Below are 26,492 nucleotides of genomic sequence, written 5' to 3' on the forward strand. Positions count from 1 at the left end.
ATCAATAGGTCGCCCGCCCGCCCGAAAGATCGAAGGTGGCCCCGGTGGTAAAGCTGTTTTCCGGCGTGCACAGCCAGACGATCATCGCCGCGGCCTCGTCCAGCTCCAGGAACCGGCCCCGGGGAATCTTGCTGAGCATGTAGTCGATATGCTCCTGCTTCATCTGGTCGAAGATGCGGGTGCGGGCGGCGGCGGGCGTCACGCAGTTCACCGCGATGTTCTTGCCGGCCAGTTCCTTGCCCAGGGATTTCGTCAGCCCGATCACCCCGGCCTTCGAGGCGGAATAGGCCGAGGCATTGGGGTTGCCCTCTTTCCCCGCGACCGATGCGATATTGACGATGCGCCCGTAGTCCTGTGCCTCCATGCCCTTGACCACCACCTTGTTGACCATGAAACAGCCGTTCAGGTTGATGGCGACGATCTTCTGAAACTCTTCCACCGGGTAGTCGGCCACCGGAGCATTGGCCCCCGCGATGCCGGCCGAATTGACCAGAACGTCGACCCGCCCGCAGGCCTTAATGGTCGCGTCATAGGCGGCCTGCACGCTGCCCCAGTCGGAAACGTCGCATTTCACCGCGACGGCGCCGTTGCCAAGGGTGTCGGCCGTGGCCTGGGCCAGGGCTTCGTCCATGTCCCAGATCGCGACGCGCAGGCCCTTTTCGGCCAGTTGCGCGGCAACCGCGCCGCCGATGCCCTGGGCACCGCCGGTGACGACGGCAATCTGCTGGTTGAATTCGGGAGCGCTCATTCGGATGTTCCTTTTGATGTGATGTCGATGACCTGCCCCTCGGCCCGCGCCGATGCGACAAGCGCATGCAGGGTTTCAACGGCCTTCGCGCCGATGGCGCCGCCGCTTTCGTTCGTGCCCTGACCCAGCGCCAGATCGACCAGCGCGTTCGCCGGGCCTTCGCAGGAATAGAACCAGGCGCCCTTGGGCACCTGGGCCTCTTCCCGCGTGCCGCCGGGCAGTTTCAGGATCAGCCGTTCGGTTTCGATGTCCAGCAAGACAGACCCGCCCTCGCCGTAGATCCGCAGATCCACCTCGAAGCCATGGCCGTCGGGCACGCCGCAGGTGCCGGAAAAGACGCCCGTGGCGCCGCCGTCAAAACGGGCAACGGCGGCATCGTGCAGATCGACACCATTTTCGGCGTTCAGGGTCTGCGCCCGCACCGAACCGACCCGCAGGTCGGTCAGCCAGAACAGCAGGCCCAGTGCATGGCTGAGTTGCCCATAGGCATAGCCACCCCCGGCATCGGCATTCTGCCAGGTTTCGGCCTGGGGCTGGATCTTGATATGCGCCCACCGCCCGGCGCCGCCACTGCCCGCAAAGACCGACCGGGTGAACGACCCCATGTGGCAGACCACATGTTCGATGCGCCCGATCCGTTCGATCATCGCCCGGGCGTCGGACAGGCCGGGCTTGTAGTGCCAGCCATAGGACACCACCAGTTCGCGCCCGACGGCGCGCGCCTTTTCCACCAGTTCCCAAGCCTGAACCGGATCAAGACACATCGGCTTTTCCACCAGAACGTGACAGCCCTTGTCGAGAAAGGCCATCGCCTGTTCGTAATGCAGGTGATGCGGCGTCGCGATCACCGCGATGTCGATGTCGCGCTCCAGCACGTCGCGCCAATCCTCGGCCCCGAATTCAAAGCCGAACTCCTCCTTGATCAGCTTCAGGGGCTCGGCGCCGCGCCGGCAGACACTGTCCAGCACCACTTCGGGGCGGGCGGCCAGCACGGGGATATGGACGCGATAGGCGAAATGCCCGGCGCCGATCACGGCGGCGCGGACGGGTTTCTGTGAGGCAGTCATGCACTTTCCCTTATCATCAGATCGAAACCGACATCCTGAACGGTGTCGGAGATTTCATCGCCGGCCAGCCGGTCCAGCACCATGCGCGCGCTGCGCTCGCCGATCTCGCGCGCCTTGATGCGCACCGTGGTCAGCGGCACGGGCAGAAGCGCCGACAGGTTCAGATCGCCGAACCCCGCAATGGCCACGTCACCGGGCATGGACACCCCGCGCGACATGCAGGCCATGACCGCGCCAAGGGCCGGGATTTCCGCCTGGAAGAACACCGCGTCGGGCCTGACCGGGCCGTCCAGCAGGCGGTTCATCGCTTCGCCGCCGCTGTGCATCGTGGTCGGGTTGGGCACCGAGACGACGAATTCGTCACGCACGCTGCGCCCGGCCTCGGCCATGGCCGACAGGAAACCGGCGTGGCGATCCACCGCTTGGTCGTTGTTTTCAAAGGCGCCGCCCACCATGGCGATTTCGCGATACCCGCGCTTGATCAGATAGCGGGTCATCTCGGCCGAGGCGGCGAAGTTGTCATAACCCACCGTCATGTCGATGGGTGCGCGGCGGGTGTTCCACGTCTCGACCACGGGGCCGTCAAAGGTCTCCAGCAGCTTCAGGCAGGCCTTCGAATGGGTGAAGCCGGTAACGATGATCGCATCCGCCTGGCGGGCGATGAAGGTGCGCACCGCCTCGGCCTCAAGATCGACCGAGCGTTCGCTGACGCCCAGCAACATCTGCACATTGTCCCGATGCAGCGCCCCGGCCACGCCCTGGGCGAAATCGGCAAACAGCGAACTGGTGAGAATCGGGACGACGACACCGATCATCCCCGAACGGTTCGACACCAGCGAACGTGCGGTCAGGTTCGGAACATAGCCGATATCGTCGATCGCCTTCATCACCTTGGCCCGCGTGGCAGGCTGCACGGTGTCGGGAAGACGCAGGGCGCGCGACACCGTGATCAGCGACACTCCCGAGGCTGCCGAGACATCCTTGAGCGTCACCTTTCGCTTTTTGTCGGTCATCTGGCATCCCTGACGCTTTGGCTTCGAACCCGTTGACATACGAATATCATTCCGCTAGTTCCGGTGCAACAGCATATGACATTCGTATGTCATTTCTGTTCCCCAACCTGTCGGGGACATCTCATGGGAGGAAAGACTGATGAAAACTGATATTGGCCGCCGCGGCTTCCTTGCCGGAACGACAGCGCTTCTGGCGCTGGCGACAACCTCGATTCCGGCCCGCGCCGCATCGGGGGCGCTTTCGGTCTGGAAATTCGGCGGCACCCCCGCCGAGGTCGAGGCATGGCCCGCCGCGAACGACAAGTTCCTGGCCGCCAACCCCGACATCGACCTGAACTATTCCTTCTTCAACGGGCAGATCCGCCGTCAGAAGATCCTGGCCGGGTTCCAGACCCGCAAGCTGGCCGATGTGATCATCGCCTTCGGCCAGGACATTCCCGAATTCGCCGGTTTCGGCATGATCCAGCCGTTGGAAGAGATCGCGGGCGACAAGCTGGAGGGTTGGAAGGACCGTATCGTTCCCGAAATCCTGTCCTCGGGCATGCACGAGGGCAAGCTTTACGGCCTGCCCACCTATGTCGACATGGCCACCTTCATCGCCATCGACACCGATGCGATGAAAGAGGCCGGATACGACCGCCCGCCCGAAACCTGGAGCGAGCTGCGTGAATACGCCAAGAAGCTGACCACCGCCGACCGCCCGGGCATCGCCTTCCCGGCCACCACGGCCCCCGTCGACATCAACATCTTCGAAGGCATCGCCTATGCCAACGGCGGGCGCATCTTCGACGAGGAAACCGGCAAGGTCACGCTGAACGACGCGGGCGTCGTCGGTGCGCTGCAACTTTACGCCGACCTGATCGCCGATGGCTCCACCCCCTCGGGCAACTCGATGACCGAAACCAACTTCCGCGACACCGCGCAGCTGTTCGGTCAGAAGCGCGCCGCCATGTGGATCGGCCTGTCCTGGCTGAACACCCCCTGGGGCGTGATGGAGGGCATGAACTGGGCCGGCGCGCCCTTCCCGAAACCCGACGCACCCTCGGGCGCCTTCCCGCCCGTGGCCGCGATCATGGACGGCACCGCCGTTCTGATGGTGTCCAGCAGCACCAAGAACCCCGAGGCCGCCATCGAATACCTCGATTTCTGGTCGCAGAACGAGCAGCTGAACACCTGGGGCGGCAACCCCGAGATTGCCCGCGTTCCCGCCGGCAAGAGCGCCTGGAGCGAACAGGGCCTGGCCGACGCATGGCCTGCCTGGGTTGAATCCTACAACGCCGGCACGCTGTTCGACGGCGCCGAACCGATGCCGCGTTTCATCGGCGTCTCGGCCGTGGAATCGGCCCTGGCAACGGCGATCCAGCAGGTGGTCCTGGGTCAGAAGACCCCGCAAGAGGCCGCAGACGAAGCAACCGAGGCAGCCCAGGCGCAGATCGACCTGCTGCGCGGCTGATCGCCCGGAAAGGATAAAGATATGAACCGTCGCAGCGACACATGGCTAGCCTACTTCATGATACTGCCCGTCGTTGCGGCGGTTCTGGCCTTCGTCATCGGCCCGACATGGGATGTCGGAACCCTGTCCCTGACCAGCGTGGTCATGGGCCAGGAAAGGGGGTTCGGCACATTGTCGAACTTCCGCGCGCTTTTCGCCGATCCGGTCTTTCCCACGGTGGTAAAGAACACCGCGATCTGGATCCTGGGCGGCACAATCCTGTGCGTGATGACAGGGCTTGCCGTGGGCATGTTCCTGGCCATCGATTCGAAGATGACCATGGGCCTGCGCGCCATCATTCTGTTGCCCTGGGTCCTGCCCGACGTGGTGACGGCGATGGCCTGGAAATGGATGCTGCACGGCCAGGTGGGCGTGATCGGCGACTATATCTCGCGCATGGGGCTGACCGACGGGGCGATCTCGTTCCTTGGCAACCCCGACCTTGTGATGTGGATGCTGGTGATCGTGCTGATCTGGCGCAAGATGCCGCTGGTGGCCCTGATCCTCTGCGCCGCGATCCGTTCGGTGCCTTCGGAACAGCTTGAGGCGGCGCGCATGGATGGCGCCAACGGCTGGCACCGGTTCCGCTTCGTGGTGGTGCCCAACATCGCCTTTTCTCTGACGGCGGTGACGGTGATCTCGATGATCTGGATCACGGCGGAATTCACCCTGCCCTGGGTCATGACGGGCGGTGGTCCGGCCAACTCCAGCCAGATCATGTCGACCTACATCTATCAACAGAGCTTCCAGTTCTTCAACTGGGGCGTCGGCTCGGCCATGTCGGTGGTGAACCTGGTGTTCCTGATGACGGTCGTCGGCCTTTACCTTTACATCAACCGCCGGTCCTGGGCCGCAGGGGGTAACTCATGAATCCGCAGCCGCGCCCGCTTTACTGGATCGGCCTGTCCATCTTCGGTCTGGTGATCGCCACCTATGTGCTGTTCCCGATCTTCTGGCTGTTCCTGGCCTCGTTCAAGACGACGGGCGAACTGGCTTCGTTGCCGCTGACCTTCTGGCCCGTCGCCCCCACAATCGAGGCCTATACGGCCCTGTTCGACACCACGTCGCAGTCCAGCCAGATCCTGAACTGGCCGCGGCTGATCTCGAACAGCTTCCTTGTCTCGGTCAGCTCGACCCTGATCGTGCTGGTCTTCGGTACCCTGGCCGGCTACGCCTTCAGCCGGATCCAGTTTCCGGGCCGCGACCTGATCCTGGGCGGGCTCTTGATCAGCCGGATGTTCCAGGGGGCGGCGCTGCTGCTGCCCACCTACCGGCTGATGAACAACCTTGGCCTGCAAGACAGCCTTCTGGGCCTGACGCTGCTCTACTCGGCCTTCGGCTTGCCTTTCGCCACCTGGATCATCGCATCCTCCCTGCGTGAAATCCCCTTCGAGCTTGAGGAATCCGCGATGATGGACGGGGCGTCGCGTCTGCAATGCATGGTCAAGATCGTGCTGCCCCTGGCCACGCCCGCGTTGATCACCGCCGCCATGTGGCATTTCGTCGGCGCATGGTCCGAATTCGCCTTCGCCTCGATCCTGATGGAAAGCTCGGACAGCAAGACCGTGACCATCGGCCTGGCCAGTTTCGTCGAACTCTTCACCATCGAATTCAACCGCGTTGGCGCCGCCGCCAGCCTTGTGGCCATGCCGATCATGTTGGTCTTCTTCTTCGGCCAACGCTATTTCACACGCGGCCTTCTGGCCGGGGCGGTGAAGGGATGAAGATCACCTCGATTCAGGCCCGCGCCGTCGACATGGGCTTTCAGGCGCAAAAGCTGCAAACCACGCGCGTCGCCTCGCCCATGTCGCGGTTTCCGCAGTTCGGCGAGAAACGGTCAAGCTGGATGTGGCCGACAAAGAAGGTCTTCGTGCGCATCGAAAGCGACGATGGCCAGGTCGGCTGGTCCGCCACCAACGGCGGCGAGATCGTGGCGATGATCATCGAACAGCACCTCTCGCGCCTTCTGGACGGGGTCGAGGTGACGGACATCTCCGAAGTCTGGGACCAGATGTTCTTTTCCCTGCTTCCCTGCGACAGATCCGGCTTTCCCATGATGGCGATTGCGGGCATCGACATCGCCCTGTGGGATCTGAAGGCAAGGACCGAAGGCAAATCGCTGGTCGATCTGCTGGGCGGGGCGAAAACCCCCGATCTGGCCGTCTATTGCACCACCCCCCAACCCGAGGCGCACGGCGGCGCGGAGTGGTGGGGCATCAAGGCCGCCATGCCCTTTGAACCCTCGGCCGGCGATCAGGGGCTGGCCGAGAACGTGAAATACATCGCCCAGTTCCGCGACGTGGCCGGCAAGGGGCGCGTGATGCTCGACAGCTTCATGGCCTGGGATGCAGAATATACCCTGCGCTTTGCCGAGGCGGCGCGCGATCTGGATGTCTACTGGATCGAAGACCCCCTGCCGCCCTACGATCTGGACGGGCTGCGCCGCATCCGTGCCGAGGCCGGCAGCGACATCCGCCTTGCGCTGGGGAACTTCTGTTTCACCCGCTGGGATTGCGCCGAACTGATGCGCGAGGATCTGTGCGACCTGCTGCAACCCGATGTCGCCTGGGCCGGGGGCATCACCGAGGTGCTGCGCATCCTTGACATGGCGGCAGAGAAATCGGTGCCGGTGATCCTTCACAACACATGCGAACAGCCCTGGGCGCTAGCGCTGGCCGCCGCGCGCCAGACCGACGCGGTGGTTGAATTCGTGGATCGCGGCGAAACCTCGCCCTTGTACGAACTGACCGGCCCGCGCGCCCGGATCGCCGGAGGCCGGGTTGCGGTGCCAACCGCCGGCAACCGTCCTCCCGAACATATTTCGGCACTTTTCGACGGCGAATCCGCCCGTCCGAGCCAAAGCAGGAGCTAACCCATGGGGTCCGTCACACTTCGCAACATCCGCAAATCCTATGGCCCGGTCGAGGTGCTGCATGGCATCGACCTTGACGTGGCCGACGGCGAATTCGTCGTTCTGGTCGGCCCGTCCGGCTGTGGGAAATCCACGCTCCTGCGCTCGCTTGCCGGGCTGGAGACGATCAGCGCCGGCGACATTTCCATCGACGACAAGGTGATCAACGGGCTGGAACCCAAGAACCGCGACATCGCCATGGTGTTCCAGAACTATGCGCTGTACCCGCATATGAAGGTGCGGGAAAACATGGCGTTTTCCCTCAAGCTCAACAAGGTTCCCAAGGACGAGATCGAAAGCAAGGTCGCCAAGGCGGCCGAGATCCTCAGCCTGACGGCGATGCTTGACCGCTATCCCAAGCAGCTTTCGGGCGGCCAGCGTCAGCGGGTTGCCATGGGCCGGGCCATCGTGCGCGACCCCAAGGTGTTTCTCTTCGACGAACCGCTGTCCAACCTCGATGCGAAACTGCGCGTCCAGATGCGTTCGGAAATCAAGGAGCTGCACCAGCGCCTTGGTACCACCATCGTCTATGTCACCCACGACCAGATCGAGGCGATGACCATGGCCGACAAGATCGTGGTGATGAAGGACGGCCACGTCGAACAGATCGGCGCGCCGCTCGATCTTTACGACACGCCCGCCAATCTTTTCGTGGCGGGGTTCATCGGGTCGCCCTCGATGAATTTCATGTCCTGCACCGCCCAGGGGGGCAAGGCGGTTCTTTCCAACGGTCAGGTGCTGGGCGCGGCCCCCGCCGGGCTGGGCGAGGGACAGGCCTTTACCGCCGGGGTGCGGCCCGAACATTTCGTCATCGGCAGCGGCGCGCTTGATGCCCCTGTCACCCTTGTCGAACCGACGGGCGCGGAAATCCAGTTCACTGTCGATATCGCGGGCGATCATGTGCTGATCACCACGCGCGACCGGGTCACGGCCCGGCTGGGCGACACCCTGAACCTGTCGGTCGAACCGGGCAAGCTGCACGCCTTCGACCCCGAAACCGGCGCACGCCTTGGCGGAGTCTAGGCCATGAAGATCACCGATGTCCGCGTCATCACCTTCCGCACCCATGCGGACCGGTGGGACATCGGCCATGGCCGCCTGTTGCCGAACGCCGAGGTGACGCAGACCGTCACCTGCATCGACACCGACGAAGGGCTTTCGGGGTATTTCCTGGGCGGCGGCAAGCATGGCGATCAGGACGGGCTGAACGTGGTCGAGGCGGGGCTTCTGACCGGGCGGATCAGGGAGCTGTTGCTGGGGCAAGACCCCTTCGACCGCGAGATGATCTGGAAATGGCTCTGGGTCGCCAATATTCCCGAGGTTGTCGCCTCGGTCGTCGATCTGGCGCTGTGGGATCTGGCGGGGCGCGCCTTTGGCCAACCGGCCTACAAGGTGATGGGCGGCGCGCGCGACCGGGTCAAATGCTATGCCTCGACCTATCCCAACATCGGCGCGCCGCAGGTCTATGCCGATCACGCGCTGGAATGCCAGGCCCAGGGCTATACCGCCTACAAGATCCACCCCCATTATTTCTGGAACCCCGAAACCGGCACCCCCACGCCGGGCCGCCCGTCGAACATCAAGGCCGATATCGAAACCTGCCGCCTGGTGCGCGAGGCTGTCGGCCCCGACATGGTGCTGATGTACGATGTCTGGGGCACCTATCACACGCTGGAAGAAACCATAAAGGTCGGGCGGGTGCTGGAATCGCTAGATTTCTACTGGTTCGAACATCCGATGCCGGAATATCGCGTGGAGAGCTATGTGCGCCTGTGCCGCGAGTTGTCGATCCCGATCCTGGCGCCCGAAATCGCCGCCGGCGGCGTCTTCACCCGCGCCGAATGGATCCTGCGCGGCGCGAGCGACATGAGCCGGATGGACGTGCGGCGCGGCGGGCTGACCGGCTGCCGCAAGACGGCGGTGGTCTGCGAGGCCTACGGCATCAAGTGCGAAATCCACATGGCCGGCTGGGGCAATCTTCACGCCATGGGCGCCACCAGCGAGGATACCAGCGAATACTACGAAAAGGGCCTGCTGGCCCCCGGCGTGGATTACGACGCGCCCCACCCCTATCTGCGCGCCAACTGCGATCCGATGGACCCCGACGGCATGATCACCCTGCCCACCGGCCCCGGCCTGGGGTATGATATCGTCTGGGATTACATCGACGACAACGTGATCGCCCGATGACGCGCCGCGCCTGGATCATGACCCTGAAACCGGGCTGCGCGGCCGAATACAAGGCCCGCCACGATGCCATCTGGCCCGAGATGCTGGACCAGATGCGCAAGGCGGGCGTGTCGCGCTTCACCATCCACCGCCACGGGCTGACCCTCTTTGCCGTGCAAGACCGCGACGGCCCGGCCCCGGGCGAACCTGATCCGGTGATGTGGAAATGGTGGGCACACATGGCGCCCCTGATGGAGGTTCACCCCGACACGCGCCCAATCCAGACCGATCTGGAAACGATGTTTGATTTCAACGCTTCTTCCTGACGAGGTTCCCATGGAAAACCCCGACTTCACCGGCATCATCCCGATTCTGGTCACCCCTTTCGACGGCCAGAACCGTATCGACGCCGACAGCCTGCAATCGCTGATCGAGTTCAACATCGACGCGGGCGTGCATGGCCTGGGCATCGCCATCGGCAGCGAGCTTTACAAGATGGACGCGGCCGAGCGGGACGAGATCCTGAAGCTGACCGTCGCCGCGGTGCGCGGCCGGGTGCCGGTGGTGATGAACGTCTCGGCCCAGGGAACCGACCTGACCGTGGCCCAGGCCCGCCGCGCCGCCGAACTGGGCGCCGATGCGCTGATGCTGTTTCCGCCGTCCTTCATGCCCACCGGGCCGGACAGCGGCGCCGATTGTTTCGAGGCGGTCGGCCGCGCAACCCCCCTGCCCCTGATCCTTCAGGACGTGGTGCAGGGCCCGATACCGGCCGCCATGGCCCGCGCGGTTCTGGCGCATTGCCCCACGGCACGGGCGATCAAGGTCGAAACCATGCCAACCGTTTCACAGGTGGGCGCCATGGCCGCCCAGGTGGCCGACAGCCTGACGGTGATCGGCGGCCTGGCCGGCACCTACATGATCGAGGAATTCCGCCGTGGCGCCCGTGGCACCATGCCGTTTTGCAGCCAACCCGCCGCCTTCGTCTCGGTCTGGGATCACCTGCTGGCGGGGGACGAGGCAGCAGCGCGCGAGGTGTTCGACCGTGAGATCATGGCCGTGAACCGGCTGGGCGCACAGCAACATGACCTGTTCTACCACGTCCACAAGCAGATGCTTGTGAAGAAGGGCGTGATTGCCCGGGCGGATGTGCGCGCGCCGACCGCCCTGCCCGACAGGATCACGCAGGGCGAAATCGACGCGCTGATCGGCTGACGCTCAGAGATCCCAGACCTTGATGACCTGCCCGCCCTCGCGCATCGCCACAAGATCCGCGGCGGTGGGCAACCCTTCGGGCGCGCCATCGGGCAGCGCCATGTCGCGCCCCGCCCGCACCCATGCGGCCAGCGACCAGGTGCCGGGCGTCAGGGTGCCGGTCAGCTGCGGCACCCATGACTGCGGCCAGATCACGTTGCTGTTGGGTTCGGGCGTGATGATCCGGGGGGTACGGGACACCGGGTTTTCAAACGGCGCGGTGCCATCGACGATGCAACTCATGTCACTTTGCGTCGCGATGCCGGCCATGGGGCCGATCGGCGCCGGTTCGGGGTTGCGCGCCGGGGTCGGATCGTAGCGGCGAATGGCAAAGCCCCCTTCCACGGTTTCCACCTCCCGCCCGGTCACGATCCGGTGGATGCGCAGATGCCAGGGGGCGCGGGCGATCAGCCAGGTTTCAACCTCGACCTCGGGCATGGGCGACCAGGCCGAGAACAGCCAGTCATCGCCGATCCGCGCCATGGATTCCCGGCTGCGCAGGGCGGCCAGTTCGCCGTTTTCGGAAAAGGCCAGCATGTTGTCGAAGGTGCCATTGGCAAAGCACCGCCCCTCGGGTTCGGCGCTGAAGCCATAGCGGGTGGAATAGGCGAACTTGTTGTACTTCTCGGCGGTGCGCCCGAAGGTCGGCGATTGCTGCCCGCCCGACAGGACCGTCACATCGCCCTTGTCCTCGTATTTCACCATCCCCGGTTCGGGCAGGGACACCACGCCGTCACGCTCCTGGGCGGGGGTTTCCTCGGCCGTCCAGAACGGGTGGGTTTCGGGCAGGGCCAGCGGGGCAAAGGCCTTGAACGCCCAATAGGGCGAGCCGGGGGAATTGTACCGCTCGGCCATCGACAGTTGCGCATAGCCGTATCCGATGGACATCACGCCGGTGCGGTCGGTGATCGGCTTGTCCGACCACCAGCGCAGGTTGCGCGCCCAGTGACCGCGGATTTCACCCCAGGGCAGGGCCTCTTCCCCCGCCAGGGCCAGCGCGCCCCAGATGCCGCCATGGGCAAATCGGTAGGTCAGCGACCGCCCATAGGGCAGCGCCGAACCGTCGGCCCCGTACCAATGGGCGATCTGCGGCGCAAACAGGCGCGCGCGTTCGCGAAACCTTTCGCGGCGGGCGGCGTCGGCCTCGGGGCCGTATTGCGCGTAGATCAGGCCATAGAAATGCATGGCGAAGGGAATGTAATGGTCGGCCTGCCGCTGGTCGCCATCGCGATACCATCCATTGCCCATGTCCCAGGTTTCCAGCCGGTCCAGGTTGCCCTTGATGATCGACAGGTCATGGTCGACTCCGACCCGGGTCAGGCCCAGCGATACGAGGACATGGAAAAAGTTCCAGTTGTTGGGTGCGGGGGTCTGTTGCAGCGAATGCAAAAGCCAGTCGCGCAGGCAATCGCGCCCCCTGCCCGTCAGCCCATCCCAGAAGGTTTCGGGCGCCAGCGCCAGCGCATAGCCAAGGGCGGCGGATTCCACCATCCTTTGATCCCGGTCGGCCACCGGGCCCCAGTATTCGGGATGATCGGGATCGGCGCCGTTGTTCACCCCTTCGACAAACAGGTCGATCCCGTCAAACGTGCCGCCCCCCGCCAACAGCGGTGCCAATCCCCAGAAGGGGCGCGACAACCCTTCAAGATGCGCGGCGGCGGTGTGGAAATGCGCCGCGCTGGTGCCCAGCTCCACCCGCGCGCGCCCGGGCGAAAACCCGGCCAGCAGAGGCGTAGTCAGGTCCTGCACGGCCCTTTGCACATCGGCGCGGGTGGCAAAGGGATTGCCGTTCATCGGGTTGGTCATCATGGGAGCGTCTTTCGTTCAGCTTGCCGTCAGGTGCCGTTTGCGCGGATCGGGGATCGGCACGGCGGAAATCAGGCGTTGGGTATAGGCCTCTTGCGGGGCGTCGCAGATCTGCACGGCGGTGCCGGTTTCCACTACCCGGCCCCGGTGCATCACCGCCACCCGATCGCAGAAGTAACGCACGACGCCGATGTCATGGGCGATGAACAGGATCGACAGGTCCAGCTCGGCGCGCAGGTCCAGCAGCAGATCGAGGATCTGCGCCCGGATCGACCCGTCCAGCGCCGATGTCGCCTCGTCCGCGATGATGATCCGGGGGTCCAGCGCGATGGCGCGGGCGATGCCGATGCGCTGCCGCTGGCCGCCCGAAAAGGCGTGGGGGTATCGCTCCATCGCGGTTGCGGGCAGCCCGACACGTTCCAGCAATGCGCCGACCCGGCGGCGCAGGTCGGCGCCCTTCAGCAGCCCGTTCACCAGAAGCGGTTCACCGATGATCTGCTCAACCGTCATGCGCGGGTTCAGCGAGCCGTAGGGGTCTTGAAAGATCATCCGCATCTCGCGGTAGACCTGCCCGTCGCGAAAGCTGGCCTTGTCGGTCAGATCGCGGGTGCCGCCGTCGCGCATGTGATAGATCGCCTGCCCCGACTGCGGCTGAAACCGCCCCATGAGAACCCGCGCCAGCGTGGTCTTGCCCGAGCCGGATTCACCTACGATGCCCAGAATCTCGCCCTTGCGCAGCTCGACCGACACCCGGTCCAGGGCCTGCACTCCGGCAACTCTCTTGAACAGCTTGCCCTTGCTGGGAAAGGCCAGCGAAAGATCGCCGGTTTCGATCAGCACCTCGTCCGAGGGCGTCTCGCGCCGCCGTGCGGGGGCATCATCCAACCCCAGCGCGGCCTTGAGCAGCTTCTTGGTATAGGCGTGTTCGGGGGCGTGAAACACCTGGTCGACCGCACCGGTTTCCACGACCCGGCCATGGAGCATGACGACCACCTGATCGGCGATTTCGGCCACCACGCCCATGTCGTGGGTGATGAACATCACCGCCATGCGGCGGCTTTCCTGCAAACCACGGATCAGGCGCAGGATTTCGGCCTGGGTGGTGACATCCAGCGCGGTTGTGGGTTCGTCGGCGATCAGGATGTCGGGTTCGCACCCCAGCGCCATGGCGATCATGGCGCGCTGGCGCATCCCGCCGGAATATTCGAAGGGATACTTGTCGATCGCCTGTTCGGGGTCGGCGATCTGCACGGCGCGCAGCGCCTCGATGGCGCGGCGCCGGGCCTCGGCCTCGTCGACATCCTGATGCAGCAGGATCGCCTCGGTGATCTGCTGACCGATGGTATGAACCGGGCTGAGCGATGACATCGGTTCCTGGAAGATCATCGCGATGCGCGCCCCGCGCACGGCGCGGATCTCGGCGCCGTCGGGGTCAAGGCCCGAAAGCTCGATCTTCTGGCCCGCCTTCACGTCGACGAGGTGAATCGCGCCCTTCTTGATGATCGCCGGTTCCACGATGTTCAGAACCGCCCGCGCCGTCACCGATTTGCCCGACCCGGATTCGCCGACGAAACAGGTGGTTTCCCCCAGCTTCAGGTCGAAATCCACGTCGGCAATGGCCGTGGTGTCCCCCTTGCGGCCCGGGAAATCGACGCTGAGGCCGCGCACTTGAAGAATGGTGTCGTTGCTCATGCCGGGCCTCTCAGTTTGCATAGGGGTCGGCGGCATCGCGCAGGCCGTCACCGACGAAGTTCATCGCCAGAACGGCAATCACGATGGCGGCACCGGGCACCAGCAGCCAGGGCGCGGTGGCCAGGGTGCGGATGTTCTGCGCCTCTTGCAGAAGCACGCCCCAGGAAATGACCGGCGCCTGAAGCCCGAGCCCAAGAAAGGACAGCGCGGTTTCCGCCAGGATCATCCCCGGCACGGCCAGCGATGCGGCGGTGATGATGTGGCTTGTGAAGGCGGGCACCATGTGGCGCACGATCACCCGGCCATGGGAGCAGCCGTCATAGCGGGCGGCGGCAACGTAATCTTCGCCGTTCAGCGCCAGGAACCGCCCCCTGACCACCCGGGCCAGTTCGGTCCAGCCCAGGAAGGACAGGATCAGCGTGATGGCGAAATAGGTTTGCAGAGGCGACCAGCCGCTGGGCATGGCCGCGGCCAGCCCCATCCACAGCGGAATGGTAGGCAGGGATCGCAGGAATTCGATCACCCGCTGCGTGGCGGCATCGAACCAGCCGCCGAAATACCCCGCCGCCCCGCCGATGATGACGCCGAGGACCAGGCTCATGATGACGCCGACAAGGCCGACCGACAGCGAAATCTGCGTGCCATAGGCCACCCGCGAGAACATGTCGCGGCCCAGCCTGTCGGCCCCGAAGATGTAAAGCGGATCGCGGGTCTTTTCCGGGCCGATCAGGTGCAGGTCGGTGGGGATCAGGCCGAACAGCTTGTATTCCCAGCTGCGCTTGAAGAAGGTCAGGTAGATCTTCTTTTCCTCGTCGATCACGAAGGTGCGGCGCAGGGCCACCGGGTCGATCTCGACGTCGTAGCCATAGACATAGGGGCGGAACGACCAGCCCTCTTCGGTGCGGTCGATGAAATGCAGCCCCTGGGGCGGCGCGAAGGTATAGCGCGCCTTGACGTCACCCGGATCGTTGGGCGAAATGAAGCCGGCAAAGAGGGCGACAAAGCCGAACAGCGCCAGGATCACCAGGCTGATCATCGCCAGGCGGTGCTTGGAAAAGCGGCGGCGGATCAGTTGCCATTGGCTTTCGGTGCCGGCATTGCCATCGATGCGCGGGTCAATGTCGCCCGAGGGCGCCTCGAGCCGGGTGTCGGGGCTGTCTGCGGGGGGAATGATCGACATCAGTTCGCTCCTACCATGCCAAGCCGGATGCGCGGGTCGATCCAGGCCAGCAGAAGATCGGAAATCAGCGTGCCCACCAGCGTCAGAAGACCCATGAAGAGGATCAGCGCACCCGCCAGATACATGTCCTGGCTCAGCAACGCGCGCAGAAGGATGGGCGACAGGGTGGGCAGGTTCAGCACGATGGCGGTCACGAAAGAAGACGAGATCACCGTGGGCAGCACCCAGCCGATGGTCGACACCAGCGGGTTCATGGCCACGCGGACGGGATAGCGCCAGATCACCTTGCGCCGCGCCAGACCCTTGGCGCGGGCGGTCAGGACATAGGGCTTGTTCAATTCATCCAGCAGGTTGGCGCGCAGCACGCGTACCAATTGCGCCGCGCCGGCGGTGGAAATCACCAGGATCGGCGCCCAGACATGGCTGGCGAAATCCAGGAACCGGTCAAGCGACCAGCGCGCGTTCATGTATTCGGCCGAGAAGAGGCCGGTGATCGTGACCCCGAACCAGTTATAGCAGACATACATCAGGATCAGCGCGAACAGGAAATTCGGGATCGCAAGGCCCAGGAAGCCCAGGATCGTGGCGACGTAATCGCCGATCGAATACTGGTTCACCGCGGAATAGATGCCGATGGGAATGGAAATCGCCCACATCACCACCACGGCCGTCAGTTCGACCGCCAGCGATATACCGATGCGCTGCGAGAAGATCTCGCCAACGGGGCGCTGCATTTCAAAGCTGTAGCCGAATTCGCCGCGCAGCAGATCGCCCAGCCAGGCGGCGTATTGGACAAGGACCGGGGAATCCAGCTTGTAGCGTTCGCGCAGGGCGATGATCGTTTCCTGGTCCACGCTTTCGCCCGCCGCCGACAGGCTGGCGATATAGGAGGTAACGAAATCCCCCGGTGGCAGCTGGATCACGACAAACACCACCACGGACAACGCAAGAAGCGTGAACACCATGGTCACAAGCCGACGCGCGATATAGCCAAGCATCCGTTTCCCCCCTGTTCGGTTCCGGGTCGGACGGGCGCGGAAAACCCCGCGCCCGTCGCCCTGTCACTTCTTGTAGTAAAGCTGAGCCGGTTCCATCGGGCCCGGCTGCGGATAAAGCCAGGTATAGATCTGACCATCCGGCACGTTGCCAAGGTTCGATTTCGCTACCACATAGCCGTCGGCGGGCAGGACCGTGCCGATGACATAGAACTGATCTGCGGCGATATCCAGGATCTCGCCGAACAGCTCTTTCTGGCGCTCCTTGTCGGCGGTTGCCGTCATTTCAAGGTACAGATCCATCTGCTTCTGCACCTCGGCGGGCGGCGCTTCGGCCAGGGTGCTGCCGCTTTTCATGAAATGCTGCGCCCATTTTTCGGCATAGGCCGATTCAAGGTTGAAGGGGAAATAGAAGCGCGGATCGAGAAGCGCGTCATTCAGCCCGCCATCGCCCCACCAGATGTGCATGTCGTGGCTGTTGTTCTGCACCCTTTCGTAGACCAGCGAACGTTCGGCGTTGCGCGCATCGAGGTCGATGCCGATCTCCTTCCACTGCTCGACGACAAGCTGGGCCACGTCGTTGAACTCGGACTGGTCCGAGGGCGACAGAAGCTGGATACGGATCGGCTCACCGTCATACCCGAGGCGGATGCCATCGGCGTTGCGCTCGGTCAGGCCCAGGCCGTCCAGAAGCTCGTTCGCGCGGTCGGGGTCGTATTCGGTGAACTGGGTCGCCAGTTTTTCGTTGTACAGCGCCGAAGTGGGGCGCGGTGCGGCCTGATAGGGTTCGCCCTGCCCGGCGAAGACCACGTCGATGATTTCTTCGCGATCCATGCCAAGGCTCAGCGCGGCGCGGAAATCCTTTTCGTTGTACAGCTTGCGCTTGTTCTCGTCCTCGTGGGTCAGGTTCAGCTGGAAGATCGCGTTGTTCATCCGCGCATCGACCGTCGACTTCAGGGTGTAGCCTCCGCTTTCCTGCGCGTCATAGATCACCGGCTTGTTGGCCACGGTGGCGAAGTGACGGTTGGAAAAGTCGATCTCGCCCGCGACGACCTTCAGCACGATGTCCTCGACGCTTTCGGTCTGGATCATCTGCACGTCGTCGATATAGGGCAGCTGCTGACCCTCGGTATCGACCTTGAAGAAGTAGGGGTTGCGCTCCCATTCGATCAGCTGGTTCAGCCCGTCATAGGGCGTGGTCTGGCGCCAGGCGAAAAGAAGCGGGCGGTCTTCATCGACGAAGTTGAAGAAACAGGTCTGTTCCACAGCCTGGCTCCAGGATTCGTACCCGTCCGCCTTGGCGTTGTCGTTCGCCGCTTCATCCGTTTCGGGGAAATACTTGCCGCAGTAATGCTTGGCCGCGTTCACGATGAACATGCCCTCGACCGAAGCCAGACGCTCCAGCAAAAAGCCGTTGGGTTCGGTCAGGGTGATCTTGAAGGTCTGCGGATCGATGACCTCGCCCGTCATCTTCTCCCACTCGAAGCCGCTGGCCTTGCGGCCGCCATAGGCGGGGCTTTTCATCAGGTCGAGCGCGAACTTCAGGTCTTCGGCGGTGAAGGGTTCACCGTCCGACCACTTGTGACCCTTGCGCAGATGGAAGGTGAACTCGGTCGCGTCGTCGTTCACTTCGAATTCTTCGGCAACGTTGGGGAAAACGCCGGTCCATTCCAGATCATAGGCCACCAGGGGCTCATAACCCACCGAGCGGCGGATCCAGCCGCTGTCATAGGTGCCCTTCAGCGCCGAACGCCATGTGCCGCCATAGGTGCCCACCGATTCAATCGGCGTCAGGACATAGGGGTTTTCCGGCAACCGCTCGGCCACGGGGGCCAGATCGCCGGCCTCGACCGCCGCGTCCAGTTCAGGCGCCTGGGTATATTCCTGCGCCAAGGCCGGCCCGGCCATGGCCAGGATCGCCACGAGCGATACGCTCATCCGATTTCTCAACATCATGTTTCTCAACCTCCCATTGATTTCATGCTGGTTTCATCTTCGCCCCGGGTGCCGCAAAGGGCGTGCAGATGGCGAATGTCGTCGCGGAACCGTGCGGTCGTGTCGTCCTGCACGAATTCCAGAAAGGCGGTGCGCGGGTGGGGCCAGGCATCGGCCACCTGCCAGCGATGGAACAGGGCGCGCCAGTCTTCCACACCTTCGGCCAGAGGGCGGCGCTTCTGGCCCTCGTCGGTCATGATCCAGTGAAAGACATGCAGATCGCCCAGGTGGGGCGCCAGCAGGTCAAGCTCGGCCTGCCACCTTGCAAGGCCACGGCCCGGCACCGGCTGCCAATAGGTAAAGAGGTTCGGATGCGCGGCGGCCTTCAGCAGGGCCAGGGTATCGGCGGCCTCTTCGGTCAGGGAATTGCGGTGGTATTCCACGCTGACGGTGATGTTCCTGTCCTGCGCCAGGGCGGCCATATGGGCCAGGTCGCCGGCGGCCGTGGCAAAGGCATCCTCGCCCGCCTTGTCGCGCCGTGCCGTCCCGGCCCAGACGCGGATGTTTCCCGCACCAAGGGCGGCCACCGACTTCAGCACGGTTTCAAAATCCACGCGCGCGCCTTCGTTGCCTGCGCGCACGTACGACCCGTACGAACACGAGTCGATTCCCCGCGCCGCGCCCGCCGCACGGATCGCGGCGGCGCGGCCCATGTCGCCGGGGGGCAGGTGAACGTCGCCACCCCATTCGATCGCGGCAACACCGGTTTCGGCGGCAAGGTCGATCACCGCGTCGGGCGACAGGTCGCGGAAGGTCACGGAACAGAGACCCGGGCGGATCATGCCAGACGCTCCCAATCGCCGAAGGCCACTTCGTTCTGAAGCGGCTCACCCCGGCAGAACCTTTCGATGTCCGACAGCACCAGCTGCGTCATGTCGCACACCTCGTGCCCGAAGGACCCGGCGATATGCGGGGTAAGCTGGACGTTGTCCATGTCCCAGAGGGGGGAATCGTCGTTCAGCGGTTCGGGGTCGGTCACGTCGATCACGGCGCGCAGGCGCCCGTCGGCCATGGCCGCTTCCAGCGCGGCGGTATCAATGATCCGTCCGCGCGCGGTGTTGATCAGCAGGGCGCCGTCGCGCATCCTGGCGAATTCGGCAGCCCCGAACGACCGTTCCGTGTTGGGCAGAAGCGGCTGGTGCAGGCTGACCACATCGCTTTGCGTCAGCAGTTGCTCCATGGTCGCCTTCGTTGCACCCAGGTCGCGCACCTCGTCTTCGCTGAGGAACGGATCGTGCAAGAGCACGGAAATCTGGTGCCGCCGCAAATGGCCGATCACCAGCCGCCCGATGCGCGATGCCCCGACGATCCCCACGGTGCGCCCGCGGTTGCCCACCAGGGCCTGCATCGGGTCGGTGCGGGTGGACATGGCGCTGCGCCGTTCGCGGTAGATGCGGCGCCAATCCTCGACCCGCTTCAGGTGCAACAGGATATGGGCGACGGTGAATTCCGACACCGGGCGCGCATTGGCCGCCACGGCATTGACCACCCGCAGGCCGCTGTCGGCGATTTCGGGCGTCAGCAGCGCCTTTACCGTGCCCGCAAGATGGGCGATCAGTTTCAGGTTGGGCATCCGGCGGCGCAGGTCGGCATCCACGGGCCGCGACCCCCAGCCGGTGATCAGGATATCGACCTGCGACAGGGCACCGTCAATTTCGGGCGCGCGCAGGTCGGCAACCGGGCCGGGCGCAAGAAGTTCGGTCATCGCGGCGAGGGCCGAGAGGTGGCCATCGCGGCAGGAGGGCGGAAAATGGATGTCGAACTGCTGTGGCTTGAGCTGGATCAGTGAACGGTATCGCAAGTCTTCCTCCCGGCACGCATCTGCGCTTGCGGGTGAAAGTTGCATGACTTGCACTAACGCGCAAGTTTTGCAATTTCTTGCACAAAACCGGCAAATGGCCACAACCATACCCGCCAAGTCATTGAAGCGGTTACCTCAATTCACATCGGCCACGGAGTTGCGATCCTTCAGCAGAACTTCGGTCTCTGTCTTTTGCGTAGGTCGGCGAGGTTCCGCGTGGCGCAACAGCAAAAGCCGAATCGCCTCGGTCCCCAGATACTCCCAATCGACGGCCATGGTGCTGAGCAGGGGCGAGGACATTTCCGAATGCGGCAACCCGTTGAATCCCAGCAACGACACGTCGCCCGGCACATCGAAACCACGCAACCGCAGCGCCTGCATTCCGCTCAGCGCGACGTTGTCGGCGGCGCAGAAGATCGCCGTATAGGGAAAGGGCCGCTGGTCCAGCAGGGGCGCCAGGGCCTGCAATCCCTCGCGTTCAGTCACGTTGGCCATGGTGACGTAATCGCAATGAATGTCTTTTGGCGCCGCATCCTCGATCGCCTGGCGAAAGCCATCGGTGCGGGCGCGCAGGGTCCAGCGGCGGCTGGTGCCCAGGTGCAGGATGCGCCTGTGCCCCTTGCGGATCAGGTATTCGGCCGCCATCCGTCCGCCGAAGAAATTGTTGGGCGCGACGTGATCCAGCGTCATCGTCGGGTCAAGCCCGTTGACCATCACCGCCGGATGCCCCCCGGCCACAAGCCGCTGCATCAGCCGCTGCGACGGATCGACCCCGGCCAGAAGAACACCGGTTTCCGCACCGCCCAGGATCAGGTCGGGAATGTCGCCGTCATCCCCCAGCAGCGAGAATTCGATGGGCAGGTCGGCCTCCCTTGCGGCCTTGCGCAGACCCGCGGTCACGAAATGATAGATCGAGGCCGAGCCGCTGTTGGTATCCACCTGGTTCAGGAACAACAGCGCGCGTTTCAACCCGTGGCCCCGCGCCGCCTGTTTCGCACCAAGCGGACCAGGCACCTGGGTGCCCATATCCGAGGCCGCCCGCAGGACACGCGCCGTTGTGGCGGGGCTGATACCGGGGGCGCCGGACAATACCCGCGACACCGTTGAAACCGACACGCCGACCGCGCGCGCAATGTCTTCCTGCTTGATCCTTGGCTGTCGCACCCTGCCCCCACTTGCCCTGCGACACCCTGAAACGGCAATCGCCCCACCGTTGTTCACCGAACAGCGCCGCGATGCAAGTATCTTGCATGATTTGCACGATCTGCAGCTCTCCAGAGCGCGGGCGGCGGAGCAATCAGTGCGTTTCAGGACATCCGGATCCCGCCGATCTGCGTGATCAGCCGGATAATCTCGCCCACGCCTTGCCGGTTTCTCAGTTGCGCGAAAAGGTAGGGCAGGTCGCGGCGCATGCGCTTTGCGTCGCGGTCCATCACGTCGAGGTTGGCGCCCACATGGGGGGCAAGGTCGGTCTTGTTGATCACCAGGATGTCGGATCGCGTGACAGCGGGGCCGCCCTTGCGCGGAATTTCCTCGCCCGCGGCGACGTCGATGACATAGATCGTCAGGTCGGCCAGTTCCGGGCTGAAGGTCGCCGAAAGGTTGTCTCCGCCACTCTCGATCAGGATGATCTCGATCCCGGGGTGGCGTTTTTCCATCTCGGCCACCGCGGCAAGGTTGATCGAGGCATCCTCGCGGATCGCTGTATGCGGGCAGCCGCCGGTCTGAACCCCGATGATCCGGTCGCCGGCCAGCACCTGCATCCGCATCAATGCCTCGGCGTCCTCCTGCGTGTAGATGTCGTTGGTGATCACACCGATGGAATGGCTGTCGCGCAGGGCCTCGCACAGGGCCGCGGTCAGCGTCGTTTTGCCTGCGCCCACGGGGCCGCCGATACCGATGCGCAGGGGGCCGTTGAATTCAGTCATGTGCGGAATATCCTGGAATACTGGGTTTCGTGATGCATCGACGCGATATCGGTCAGGAATGCGGTGCCGGACAGGTCGTTCAGATCGCCGTCTGCCGTCGTCTGGCCGATCTCGCGGCACAGCGGGGCCAGATCGTGGATAAGGCGTTGCGCGTCGGTTTGACCAAGGGGCAGCAAGCGCTGCGCCGCCGCCGCAAGGTTGCTAATGAAGGCCTGAAGATACATCAGCGATCCGGTGACCTGGTCCAGCCCGGCCAGCCCGATGGCGCGACCCACCGCAACCGGAAAGGTCAGCGCGTGCAGATCAAGGCCCCAGACGGCGCGGGTGACATCGCAAAAGGCGGCGCCCTGCAAATCCGTCTCGCGCAGGCGCTCCACCGACGGGGCAAAGGCGCGGGCGGTCTGGTCGATCTCGTGAACGCGCGCCCTGGTGTCGGCGCGGCAGGCCGCCGCCAGGCACAGGGCATCGAACCGCCCCGCCCCGGCCTGCAACACGTCGCGCAACCACGACGCCAGGCTGTCGGCATCGACCACTTCGCCCCGGTTCACGGCGGCCTCCAACCCATGTGAATAGGCAAACGACCCCACGGGATAGGAAGGCGACAGCCATTGCGCCAGCGTCAGGATGCCCGGGTCAGTGGGCGTGGTCATGGGTCCGCCCCATCCCGTAGGCGCCGCCTTCCGGTGTGAAGGGCGCGCTTACCTCGCGCAGGGTTGCGCCCAGGGTTGCCAGCATGTCGTGCAAGACGTGGTCGCGCTGGATCAGCAGGCGGCGCGCTTCGATCTGGCAGGGCTTGTGACGGTTGCCGATATGCCAGGCCAGCCGGGTCAGGTGGTCGCCGGTGATCTCCAGCAATTCCTCGGGCGCGGCAATGACCCCGATCAGGCGGCCATCCTCCAGTTCGAACGCATCCCCGTGATCAAGCGAGGTGGTATGGCCCAGGTCCACCAGAAACCTGCCGCCGCTGTCGGTGTGCAGCACCTTGCGGCGCAGGAAACGCCCGTCATAGTCAAGCGACACATGGTCGGCGGCACCGGACCAGTGGCCGGCATGCCGGATCCGGCGCGATGCAGGAAGGGTCATGGTCATACCTCAGAACAGGAAATAGCGTTGCGCCATGGGCAGAACCTCGGCGGGTTGGCAGGTCAGCAGTTCGCCATCGGCGCGCACCTCGTAGGTTTCGGGGTTCACCTCGATCTGCGGCAGGGCGTTGTTCAGGATCAGATCCTTCTTGCCGATGTTGCGGGTGTTTTGCACCGGGACGGTCTGCTTGGCCAAGCCCAGCGTGGCGCGGATGCCGGCCGCGTGGGCCGCGCCCGACACGAAGGTCACGGCCGAATGCCCGACGGCCCGCCCCATCGCACCGAACATGGGGCGCGAGTAAACCGGTTGCGGCGTCGGGATCGAGGCGTTGGGATCGCCCATCTGGGCACAGACGATCATGCCCCCCATCAACACCATTTCCGGTTTCACCCCGAAGAATGCCGGGCTCCACAGCACCAGATCGGCGCGCTTGCCCTCGGCGATGCTGCCAATCTCGCGCGATACCCCATGCGCAATTGCCGGATTGATGGTGTACTTGGCGATATAGCGGCGGACGCGGAAATTGTCGTTGTCGCCCGTCTCTTCGGTCAGCCGCCCGCGTTGCTTGCGCATCTTGTCGGCGGTCTGCCATGTGCGGATGACCAGTTCGCCGACCCGCCCCATCGCCTGACTGTCCGACGCGATGACGCTGAAGGCCCCCATGTCGTGCAGAATATCCTCGGCCGCGATGGTTTCACGGCGGATGCGGGATTCGGCGAAGGCCACGTCCTCGGGAATCGACTTGTCCAGATGGTGGCAGACCATCAGCATGTCGAGATGTTCCTCCAACGTGTTAACGGTGAAGGGGCGCGTCGGGTTGGTCGAGGAGGGAATGACGTGCTCCTCACCGCAGACCCTGATGATGTCGGGGGCATGACCGCCGCCCGCACCCTCGGTATGAAAGGCGTGAATCGTGCGGCCCTTCATCGCGGCGACGGTATGTTCGACAAAGCCGGATTCATTCAGCGTGTCGGTATGGATCATCACCTGCACGTCCATGTCGTCGGCAACCGACAGGCAGCAATCGATCGCGGCGGGGGTGGTGCCCCAATCCTCGTGCAGTTTCAGCGCACAAGCGCCACCGTTCACCATTTCCACCAGCGCCTCGGGGCGCGAGGCGTTGCCCTTGCCCGACAGGCCGATGTTCATCGGCACATCGTCGATGGCCTGCATCATCCGCCCGATGTGCCAGGGGCCCGGGGTGCAGGTGGTGGCCAGCGTGCCATGGGCCGGGCCGGTGCCGCCGCCCAGCATCGTGGTGACACCCGAATGCAGCGCATCCTCGATCTGTTGCGGGCAGATGAAATGGATGTGGCTGTCAAAACCGCCGGCGGTCAGGATGCGCCCTTCGCCTGCGATGATCTCGGTTCCCGGACCGATGATGATGTCGACGCCCGGCTGGGTATCGGGGTTGCCCGCCTTGCCGATCTTGCCGATGCGCCCGTCCTTCAGGCCCACGTCGGCCTTGAAGATCCCTGAATGATCGACGATCAGCGCATTGGTGATCACGGTATCCATCGCGCCGCCCGCGCGCGTGACCTGCGATTGGCCCATGCCGTCGCGGATCACTTTGCCGCCGCCGAATTTCACCTCTTCGCCATAGGTGGTCAGATCGCGTTCGACCTCGATGATCAGATCCGTATCCGCCAACCGCAGACGGTCGCCGGTGGTGGGGCCGTACATGGCGGCATAGTCGGAGCGGGAAATCTGTGCAGGCATGTCTTAATCCACTTTCAAGCCGCGTTCGCCCGGACGGCGTGTTTCTTCAGGAAGGTTCCATCGACGGGTTTCGACAGGGCTGTCACGCTGTTCACCGCGGCGATCATGTGACCCCATGGCGCCTTGCCCCGTCCAGGGGCCGGGTTGCGGGGATGCGTTTTCATAGATCCCCCATGACCTGACCGTTGAATCCGAACACCCGCCGCGCGCCGCCAATCGGGATCAGCCGCACCTCGCGGCGCTGGCCGGGTTCGAACCGCACGGCTGTGCCGGCTGCGATGTCAAGGCGCATGCCACGCGCGGCGATGCGGTCAAACTCCAGCCCCGGGTTGGACTCGGCAAAGTGATAGTGACTGCCGACCTGAACCGGCCGGTCGCCGGTATTGGCCACCATCAGCGTGATGGGCACGGCACCCGCGTTCAGGGTGATCTGGCCTTCACCGGTCAGGATCTCACCCGGAATCAACTGTTTCATGGCATCGCTCCTTAGCGGATCGGGTTGTGTACGGTGACAAGCTTGGTGCCATCGGGGAATGTCGCTTCGACCTGAACTTCGGGGATCATCTCGGGGATGCCGTCCATGCATTGTTCGCGAGTGACGATCTGCGCGCCCGCCTCCATCATGTCGGCGACCGAGCGCCCGTCGCGTGCGCCTTCGACCACCGCGTCGGTGATCAGTGCGATGGCTTCGGGGTGGTTCAGCTTCACGCCGCGGGCCAGGCGCCTGCGCGCCACCTCGGCGGCCATGGCGATCAGCAGTTTGTCTTTTTCTCTGGGGGTCAGTTGCATGGGTCAGATCATCCAGGTTCGGGGAAGCGTGCCGCCGTTCAGACGGTTCAACACGGGGACAAGCGATTGGCGCAGGACAAAGCTGTCAGGGGCCAGAATGCGAATGGCCATCAGGCCGTCACGGATCAGGCTGGCCCCCGCTGTTTCGGGCAAAAGCGCCCGCACCGCATCCAGATGGGCGGCAGCGTCATCCGCCAAGTATACCAGCGTCGCCATTGCCCTGGCGCCTGCCGCTACGCCGGGCCGCGACAGATGCGCGGCAATGTCGCCCTCCAGGGCGATCCGATCCAGGTAAAGCGGCCGGCCCCGGCTGCAGATCTCGATTCGGTCGGAGAATTGCCCGCGGCGCAGGACTTCGCCCATGCTGGTACGCCCGAAGACCAGCGGCTCGGTCAGCAGCAGCGACGCACCGGCGGCAAGATCGACCGTCAGCGTCCGGTTCAGTGCACAGCCGTCAAACAGGATCGTTTCCTGCGGCAGCCAGTTCAGCCGCGCACCTTCCTCCAGGCAAACGCGACTGTGCATCTGCCCCACCTGGCCGGGCTGCGCACGATAGGCACGCTCGGCCGCCTGGGTGGTGACGGTCAGATCGGTGCCCGCTTCGGCGCGCAGATCGATGGAAAAGGCATCGCCGCCGGTGATCCCGCCCGCCGTATTGACCAGAACCGCCTGCATGTTCGGCGGGTCGGCACGCGGAAACAGGCATTTGAGAGATCCGGATTGCCGCAGCCCCGCCAGGCAGGTGCCGCGCGGTCCGGTCTTGGCCGACAGAACGACAGCCCCCCGCGCGCGCGGTTGATCCTGCACCGTGGGCATCGGGGCCGTGGGGGCCAAAGGAGGCTGTTGAACAAGA

General features: G+C 64.4%; 27 protein-coding genes. 8 read left to right on the top strand and 19 right to left on the bottom strand.

Annotated features, from left to right (window positions below; translation table 11 throughout):
- Nucleotide 1: 1 nt before the first annotated feature.
- The 3 genes from H7828_RS13600 to H7828_RS13610 are packed head-to-tail and all read right to left on the bottom strand — an operon-like array spanning nt 2 to nt 2,828.
- On the bottom strand, nt 2-748 hold the full coding sequence (locus tag H7828_RS13600; RefSeq protein ID WP_226781596.1) for an SDR family NAD(P)-dependent oxidoreductase: 747 nt from the start codon (nt 746-748) through the stop codon (nt 2-4).
- A complete protein-coding gene (locus tag H7828_RS13605; RefSeq protein WP_226781597.1) occupies nt 745-1,815 on the bottom strand; it encodes a Gfo/Idh/MocA family protein in 1,071 nt (356 codons plus the stop codon). The genes H7828_RS13600 and H7828_RS13605 overlap by 4 nt, the downstream gene beginning before the upstream one ends.
- Nucleotides 1,812-2,828, bottom strand: coding sequence for a LacI family DNA-binding transcriptional regulator (locus H7828_RS13610; protein WP_226781598.1), 1,017 nt, complete (start codon nt 2,826-2,828; stop codon nt 1,812-1,814). Before H7828_RS13610 ends, H7828_RS13605 begins: the two co-directional genes overlap by 4 nt.
- A 139-nt stretch (nt 2,829-2,967) precedes the next feature.
- Between H7828_RS13610 and H7828_RS13615 the strand changes: the two genes are divergently transcribed.
- The 8 genes from H7828_RS13615 to H7828_RS13650 are packed head-to-tail and all read left to right on the top strand — an operon-like array spanning nt 2,968 to nt 10,612.
- Nucleotides 2,968-4,281 (top strand): ABC transporter substrate-binding protein, encoded by a 1,314-nt coding sequence (locus tag H7828_RS13615; RefSeq protein ID WP_226781599.1) that lies wholly within the window; start codon nt 2,968-2,970, stop codon nt 4,279-4,281.
- 21 nt (nt 4,282-4,302) lie between these two features.
- Nucleotides 4,303-5,190 carry a carbohydrate ABC transporter permease gene (locus H7828_RS13620; RefSeq protein ID WP_226781600.1) on the top strand — a complete coding sequence of 296 codons (888 nt, stop codon included), beginning with the start codon at nt 4,303-4,305 and terminating at the stop codon, nt 5,188-5,190.
- Complete coding sequence (locus H7828_RS13625; RefSeq protein WP_226781601.1) at nt 5,187-6,044, top strand: carbohydrate ABC transporter permease; 858 nt, start codon at nt 5,187-5,189, stop codon at nt 6,042-6,044. Before H7828_RS13620 ends, H7828_RS13625 begins: the two co-directional genes overlap by 4 nt.
- Complete coding sequence (locus H7828_RS13630; protein WP_226781602.1) at nt 6,041-7,192, top strand: enolase C-terminal domain-like protein; 1,152 nt, start codon at nt 6,041-6,043, stop codon at nt 7,190-7,192. The genes H7828_RS13625 and H7828_RS13630 overlap by 4 nt, the downstream gene beginning before the upstream one ends.
- A 3-nt stretch (nt 7,193-7,195) precedes the next feature.
- Complete coding sequence (locus tag H7828_RS13635) at nt 7,196-8,254, top strand: ABC transporter ATP-binding protein (protein WP_226781603.1); 1,059 nt, start codon at nt 7,196-7,198, stop codon at nt 8,252-8,254.
- Nucleotides 8,255-8,257: 3 nt separating this feature from the next.
- Nucleotides 8,258-9,421 carry an enolase C-terminal domain-like protein gene (locus H7828_RS13640; RefSeq protein ID WP_226781604.1) on the top strand — a complete coding sequence of 388 codons (1,164 nt, stop codon included), beginning with the start codon at nt 8,258-8,260 and terminating at the stop codon, nt 9,419-9,421.
- Nucleotides 9,418-9,726, top strand: coding sequence for an L-rhamnose mutarotase (locus tag H7828_RS13645; protein WP_226781605.1), 309 nt, complete (start codon nt 9,418-9,420; stop codon nt 9,724-9,726). The genes H7828_RS13640 and H7828_RS13645 overlap by 4 nt, the downstream gene beginning before the upstream one ends.
- 10 nt (nt 9,727-9,736) lie before the next feature.
- Nucleotides 9,737-10,612 carry a dihydrodipicolinate synthase family protein gene (locus tag H7828_RS13650; protein WP_226781606.1) on the top strand — a complete coding sequence of 292 codons (876 nt, stop codon included), beginning with the start codon at nt 9,737-9,739 and terminating at the stop codon, nt 10,610-10,612.
- Between the two features lie 3 nt (nt 10,613-10,615).
- Here the strand turns inward: H7828_RS13650 and H7828_RS13655 are convergent, their stop codons facing one another.
- From H7828_RS13655 to H7828_RS13730, 16 genes are all read right to left on the bottom strand, one after another.
- Nucleotides 10,616-12,460, bottom strand: a complete 1,845-nt coding sequence (locus H7828_RS13655; RefSeq protein WP_226781607.1) for a DUF2264 domain-containing protein — start codon at nt 12,458-12,460, stop codon at nt 10,616-10,618.
- Between the two features lie 15 nt (nt 12,461-12,475).
- Entirely contained in the window at nt 12,476-14,149 is a 1,674-nt protein-coding gene (locus tag H7828_RS13660) for an ABC transporter ATP-binding protein (RefSeq protein ID WP_226781608.1), read from the bottom strand.
- 10 nt (nt 14,150-14,159) lie between these two features.
- Nucleotides 14,160-15,329, bottom strand: coding sequence for an ABC transporter permease (locus H7828_RS13665; protein WP_226781609.1), 1,170 nt, complete (start codon nt 15,327-15,329; stop codon nt 14,160-14,162).
- A complete protein-coding gene (locus H7828_RS13670) occupies nt 15,329-16,327 on the bottom strand; it encodes an ABC transporter permease (protein WP_226781610.1) in 999 nt (332 codons plus the stop codon). The genes H7828_RS13665 and H7828_RS13670 overlap by 1 nt, the downstream gene beginning before the upstream one ends.
- Before the next feature lie 63 nt (nt 16,328-16,390).
- The gene (locus H7828_RS13675; protein WP_226781611.1) at nt 16,391-18,262 is read right to left on the bottom strand and encodes an ABC transporter substrate-binding protein; all 1,872 of its coding nucleotides are present in this window, start codon (nt 18,260-18,262) and stop codon (nt 16,391-16,393) included.
- 23 nt (nt 18,263-18,285) lie between these two features.
- Entirely contained in the window at nt 18,286-19,101 is an 816-nt protein-coding gene (locus H7828_RS13680; protein WP_226781612.1) for a sugar phosphate isomerase/epimerase family protein, read from the bottom strand.
- Nucleotides 19,098-20,120 (bottom strand): hydroxyacid dehydrogenase, encoded by a 1,023-nt coding sequence (locus tag H7828_RS13685; RefSeq protein WP_226781613.1) that lies wholly within the window; start codon nt 20,118-20,120, stop codon nt 19,098-19,100. The genes H7828_RS13680 and H7828_RS13685 overlap by 4 nt, the downstream gene beginning before the upstream one ends.
- A 135-nt stretch (nt 20,121-20,255) precedes the next feature.
- Nucleotides 20,256-21,284 carry a LacI family DNA-binding transcriptional regulator gene (locus H7828_RS13690; RefSeq protein ID WP_226781614.1) on the bottom strand — a complete coding sequence of 343 codons (1,029 nt, stop codon included), beginning with the start codon at nt 21,282-21,284 and terminating at the stop codon, nt 20,256-20,258.
- A gap of 143 nt (nt 21,285-21,427) precedes the next feature.
- Nucleotides 21,428-22,048 (bottom strand): urease accessory protein UreG, encoded by a 621-nt coding sequence (gene ureG / locus H7828_RS13695; protein WP_226781615.1) that lies wholly within the window; start codon nt 22,046-22,048, stop codon nt 21,428-21,430.
- A complete protein-coding gene (locus H7828_RS13700; RefSeq protein ID WP_226781616.1) occupies nt 22,045-22,698 on the bottom strand; it encodes an urease accessory protein UreF in 654 nt (217 codons plus the stop codon). The genes ureG and H7828_RS13700 overlap by 4 nt, the downstream gene beginning before the upstream one ends.
- The gene (gene ureE / locus H7828_RS13705; RefSeq protein WP_226781617.1) at nt 22,682-23,131 is read right to left on the bottom strand and encodes an urease accessory protein UreE; all 450 of its coding nucleotides are present in this window, start codon (nt 23,129-23,131) and stop codon (nt 22,682-22,684) included. Before ureE ends, H7828_RS13700 begins: the two co-directional genes overlap by 17 nt.
- 9 nt (nt 23,132-23,140) lie before the next feature.
- A complete protein-coding gene (gene ureC / locus H7828_RS13710) occupies nt 23,141-24,850 on the bottom strand; it encodes an urease subunit alpha (protein ID WP_226781618.1) in 1,710 nt (569 codons plus the stop codon).
- A gap of 14 nt (nt 24,851-24,864) precedes the next feature.
- Entirely contained in the window at nt 24,865-25,014 is a 150-nt protein-coding gene (locus H7828_RS13715) for a hypothetical protein (RefSeq protein ID WP_226781619.1), read from the bottom strand.
- A complete protein-coding gene (locus H7828_RS13720) occupies nt 25,011-25,316 on the bottom strand; it encodes an urease subunit beta (protein WP_226781686.1) in 306 nt (101 codons plus the stop codon). Before H7828_RS13720 ends, H7828_RS13715 begins: the two co-directional genes overlap by 4 nt.
- A gap of 20 nt (nt 25,317-25,336) precedes the next feature.
- Nucleotides 25,337-25,639, bottom strand: a complete 303-nt coding sequence (locus H7828_RS13725) for an urease subunit gamma (protein ID WP_226781620.1) — start codon at nt 25,637-25,639, stop codon at nt 25,337-25,339.
- Between the two features lie 3 nt (nt 25,640-25,642).
- Complete coding sequence (locus tag H7828_RS13730) at nt 25,643-26,455, bottom strand: urease accessory protein UreD (protein WP_425354949.1); 813 nt, start codon at nt 26,453-26,455, stop codon at nt 25,643-25,645.
- Between the last annotated feature and the right edge of the window lie 37 nt (nt 26,456-26,492).

This window comes from Oceaniglobus trochenteri (assembly GCF_020529025.1).
In the GTDB taxonomy this organism is placed as follows: Bacteria; Pseudomonadota; Alphaproteobacteria; order Rhodobacterales; family Rhodobacteraceae; genus Oceaniglobus; species Oceaniglobus trochenteri.

Excerpts from the sequence above, each read along its gene's own strand:
- H7828_RS13600 (WP_226781596.1), bottom strand. The coding sequence starts at position 748 with ATGAGCGCTCCCGAATTCAACCAGCAGATTGCCGTCGTCACCGGCGGT.
- H7828_RS13605 (WP_226781597.1), bottom strand. The coding sequence starts at position 1,815 with ATGACTGCCTCACAGAAACCCGTCCGCGCCGCCGTGATCGGCGCCGGG.
- H7828_RS13610 (WP_226781598.1), bottom strand. The coding sequence starts at position 2,828 with ATGACCGACAAAAAGCGAAAGGTGACGCTCAAGGATGTCTCGGCAGCC.
- H7828_RS13615 (WP_226781599.1), top strand. The coding sequence starts at position 2,968 with ATGAAAACTGATATTGGCCGCCGCGGCTTCCTTGCCGGAACGACAGCG.
- H7828_RS13620 (WP_226781600.1), top strand. The coding sequence starts at position 4,303 with ATGAACCGTCGCAGCGACACATGGCTAGCCTACTTCATGATACTGCCC.
- H7828_RS13625 (WP_226781601.1), top strand. The coding sequence starts at position 5,187 with ATGAATCCGCAGCCGCGCCCGCTTTACTGGATCGGCCTGTCCATCTTC.
- H7828_RS13630 (WP_226781602.1), top strand. The coding sequence starts at position 6,041 with ATGAAGATCACCTCGATTCAGGCCCGCGCCGTCGACATGGGCTTTCAG.
- H7828_RS13635 (WP_226781603.1), top strand. The coding sequence starts at position 7,196 with ATGGGGTCCGTCACACTTCGCAACATCCGCAAATCCTATGGCCCGGTC.
- H7828_RS13640 (WP_226781604.1), top strand. The coding sequence starts at position 8,258 with ATGAAGATCACCGATGTCCGCGTCATCACCTTCCGCACCCATGCGGAC.
- H7828_RS13645 (WP_226781605.1), top strand. The coding sequence starts at position 9,418 with ATGACGCGCCGCGCCTGGATCATGACCCTGAAACCGGGCTGCGCGGCC.
- H7828_RS13650 (WP_226781606.1), top strand. The coding sequence starts at position 9,737 with ATGGAAAACCCCGACTTCACCGGCATCATCCCGATTCTGGTCACCCCT.
- H7828_RS13655 (WP_226781607.1), bottom strand. The coding sequence starts at position 12,460 with ATGATGACCAACCCGATGAACGGCAATCCCTTTGCCACCCGCGCCGAT.
- H7828_RS13660 (WP_226781608.1), bottom strand. The coding sequence starts at position 14,149 with ATGAGCAACGACACCATTCTTCAAGTGCGCGGCCTCAGCGTCGATTTC.
- H7828_RS13665 (WP_226781609.1), bottom strand. The coding sequence starts at position 15,329 with ATGTCGATCATTCCCCCCGCAGACAGCCCCGACACCCGGCTCGAGGCG.
- H7828_RS13670 (WP_226781610.1), bottom strand. The coding sequence starts at position 16,327 with ATGCTTGGCTATATCGCGCGTCGGCTTGTGACCATGGTGTTCACGCTT.
- H7828_RS13675 (WP_226781611.1), bottom strand. The coding sequence starts at position 18,262 with ATGAGCGTATCGCTCGTGGCGATCCTGGCCATGGCCGGGCCGGCCTTG.
- H7828_RS13680 (WP_226781612.1), bottom strand. The coding sequence starts at position 19,101 with ATGATCCGCCCGGGTCTCTGTTCCGTGACCTTCCGCGACCTGTCGCCC.
- ureG (WP_226781615.1), bottom strand. The coding sequence starts at position 22,048 with ATGACTGAATTCAACGGCCCCCTGCGCATCGGTATCGGCGGCCCCGTG.
- H7828_RS13700 (WP_226781616.1), bottom strand. The coding sequence starts at position 22,698 with ATGACCACGCCCACTGACCCGGGCATCCTGACGCTGGCGCAATGGCTG.
- ureE (WP_226781617.1), bottom strand. The coding sequence starts at position 23,131 with ATGACCCTTCCTGCATCGCGCCGGATCCGGCATGCCGGCCACTGGTCC.
- ureC (WP_226781618.1), bottom strand. The coding sequence starts at position 24,850 with ATGCCTGCACAGATTTCCCGCTCCGACTATGCCGCCATGTACGGCCCC.
- H7828_RS13715 (WP_226781619.1), bottom strand. The coding sequence starts at position 25,014 with ATGAAAACGCATCCCCGCAACCCGGCCCCTGGACGGGGCAAGGCGCCA.
- H7828_RS13725 (WP_226781620.1), bottom strand. The coding sequence starts at position 25,639 with ATGCAACTGACCCCCAGAGAAAAAGACAAACTGCTGATCGCCATGGCC.
- H7828_RS13730 (WP_425354949.1), bottom strand. The coding sequence starts at position 26,455 with ATGCCCACGGTGCAGGATCAACCGCGCGCGCGGGGGGCTGTCGTTCTG.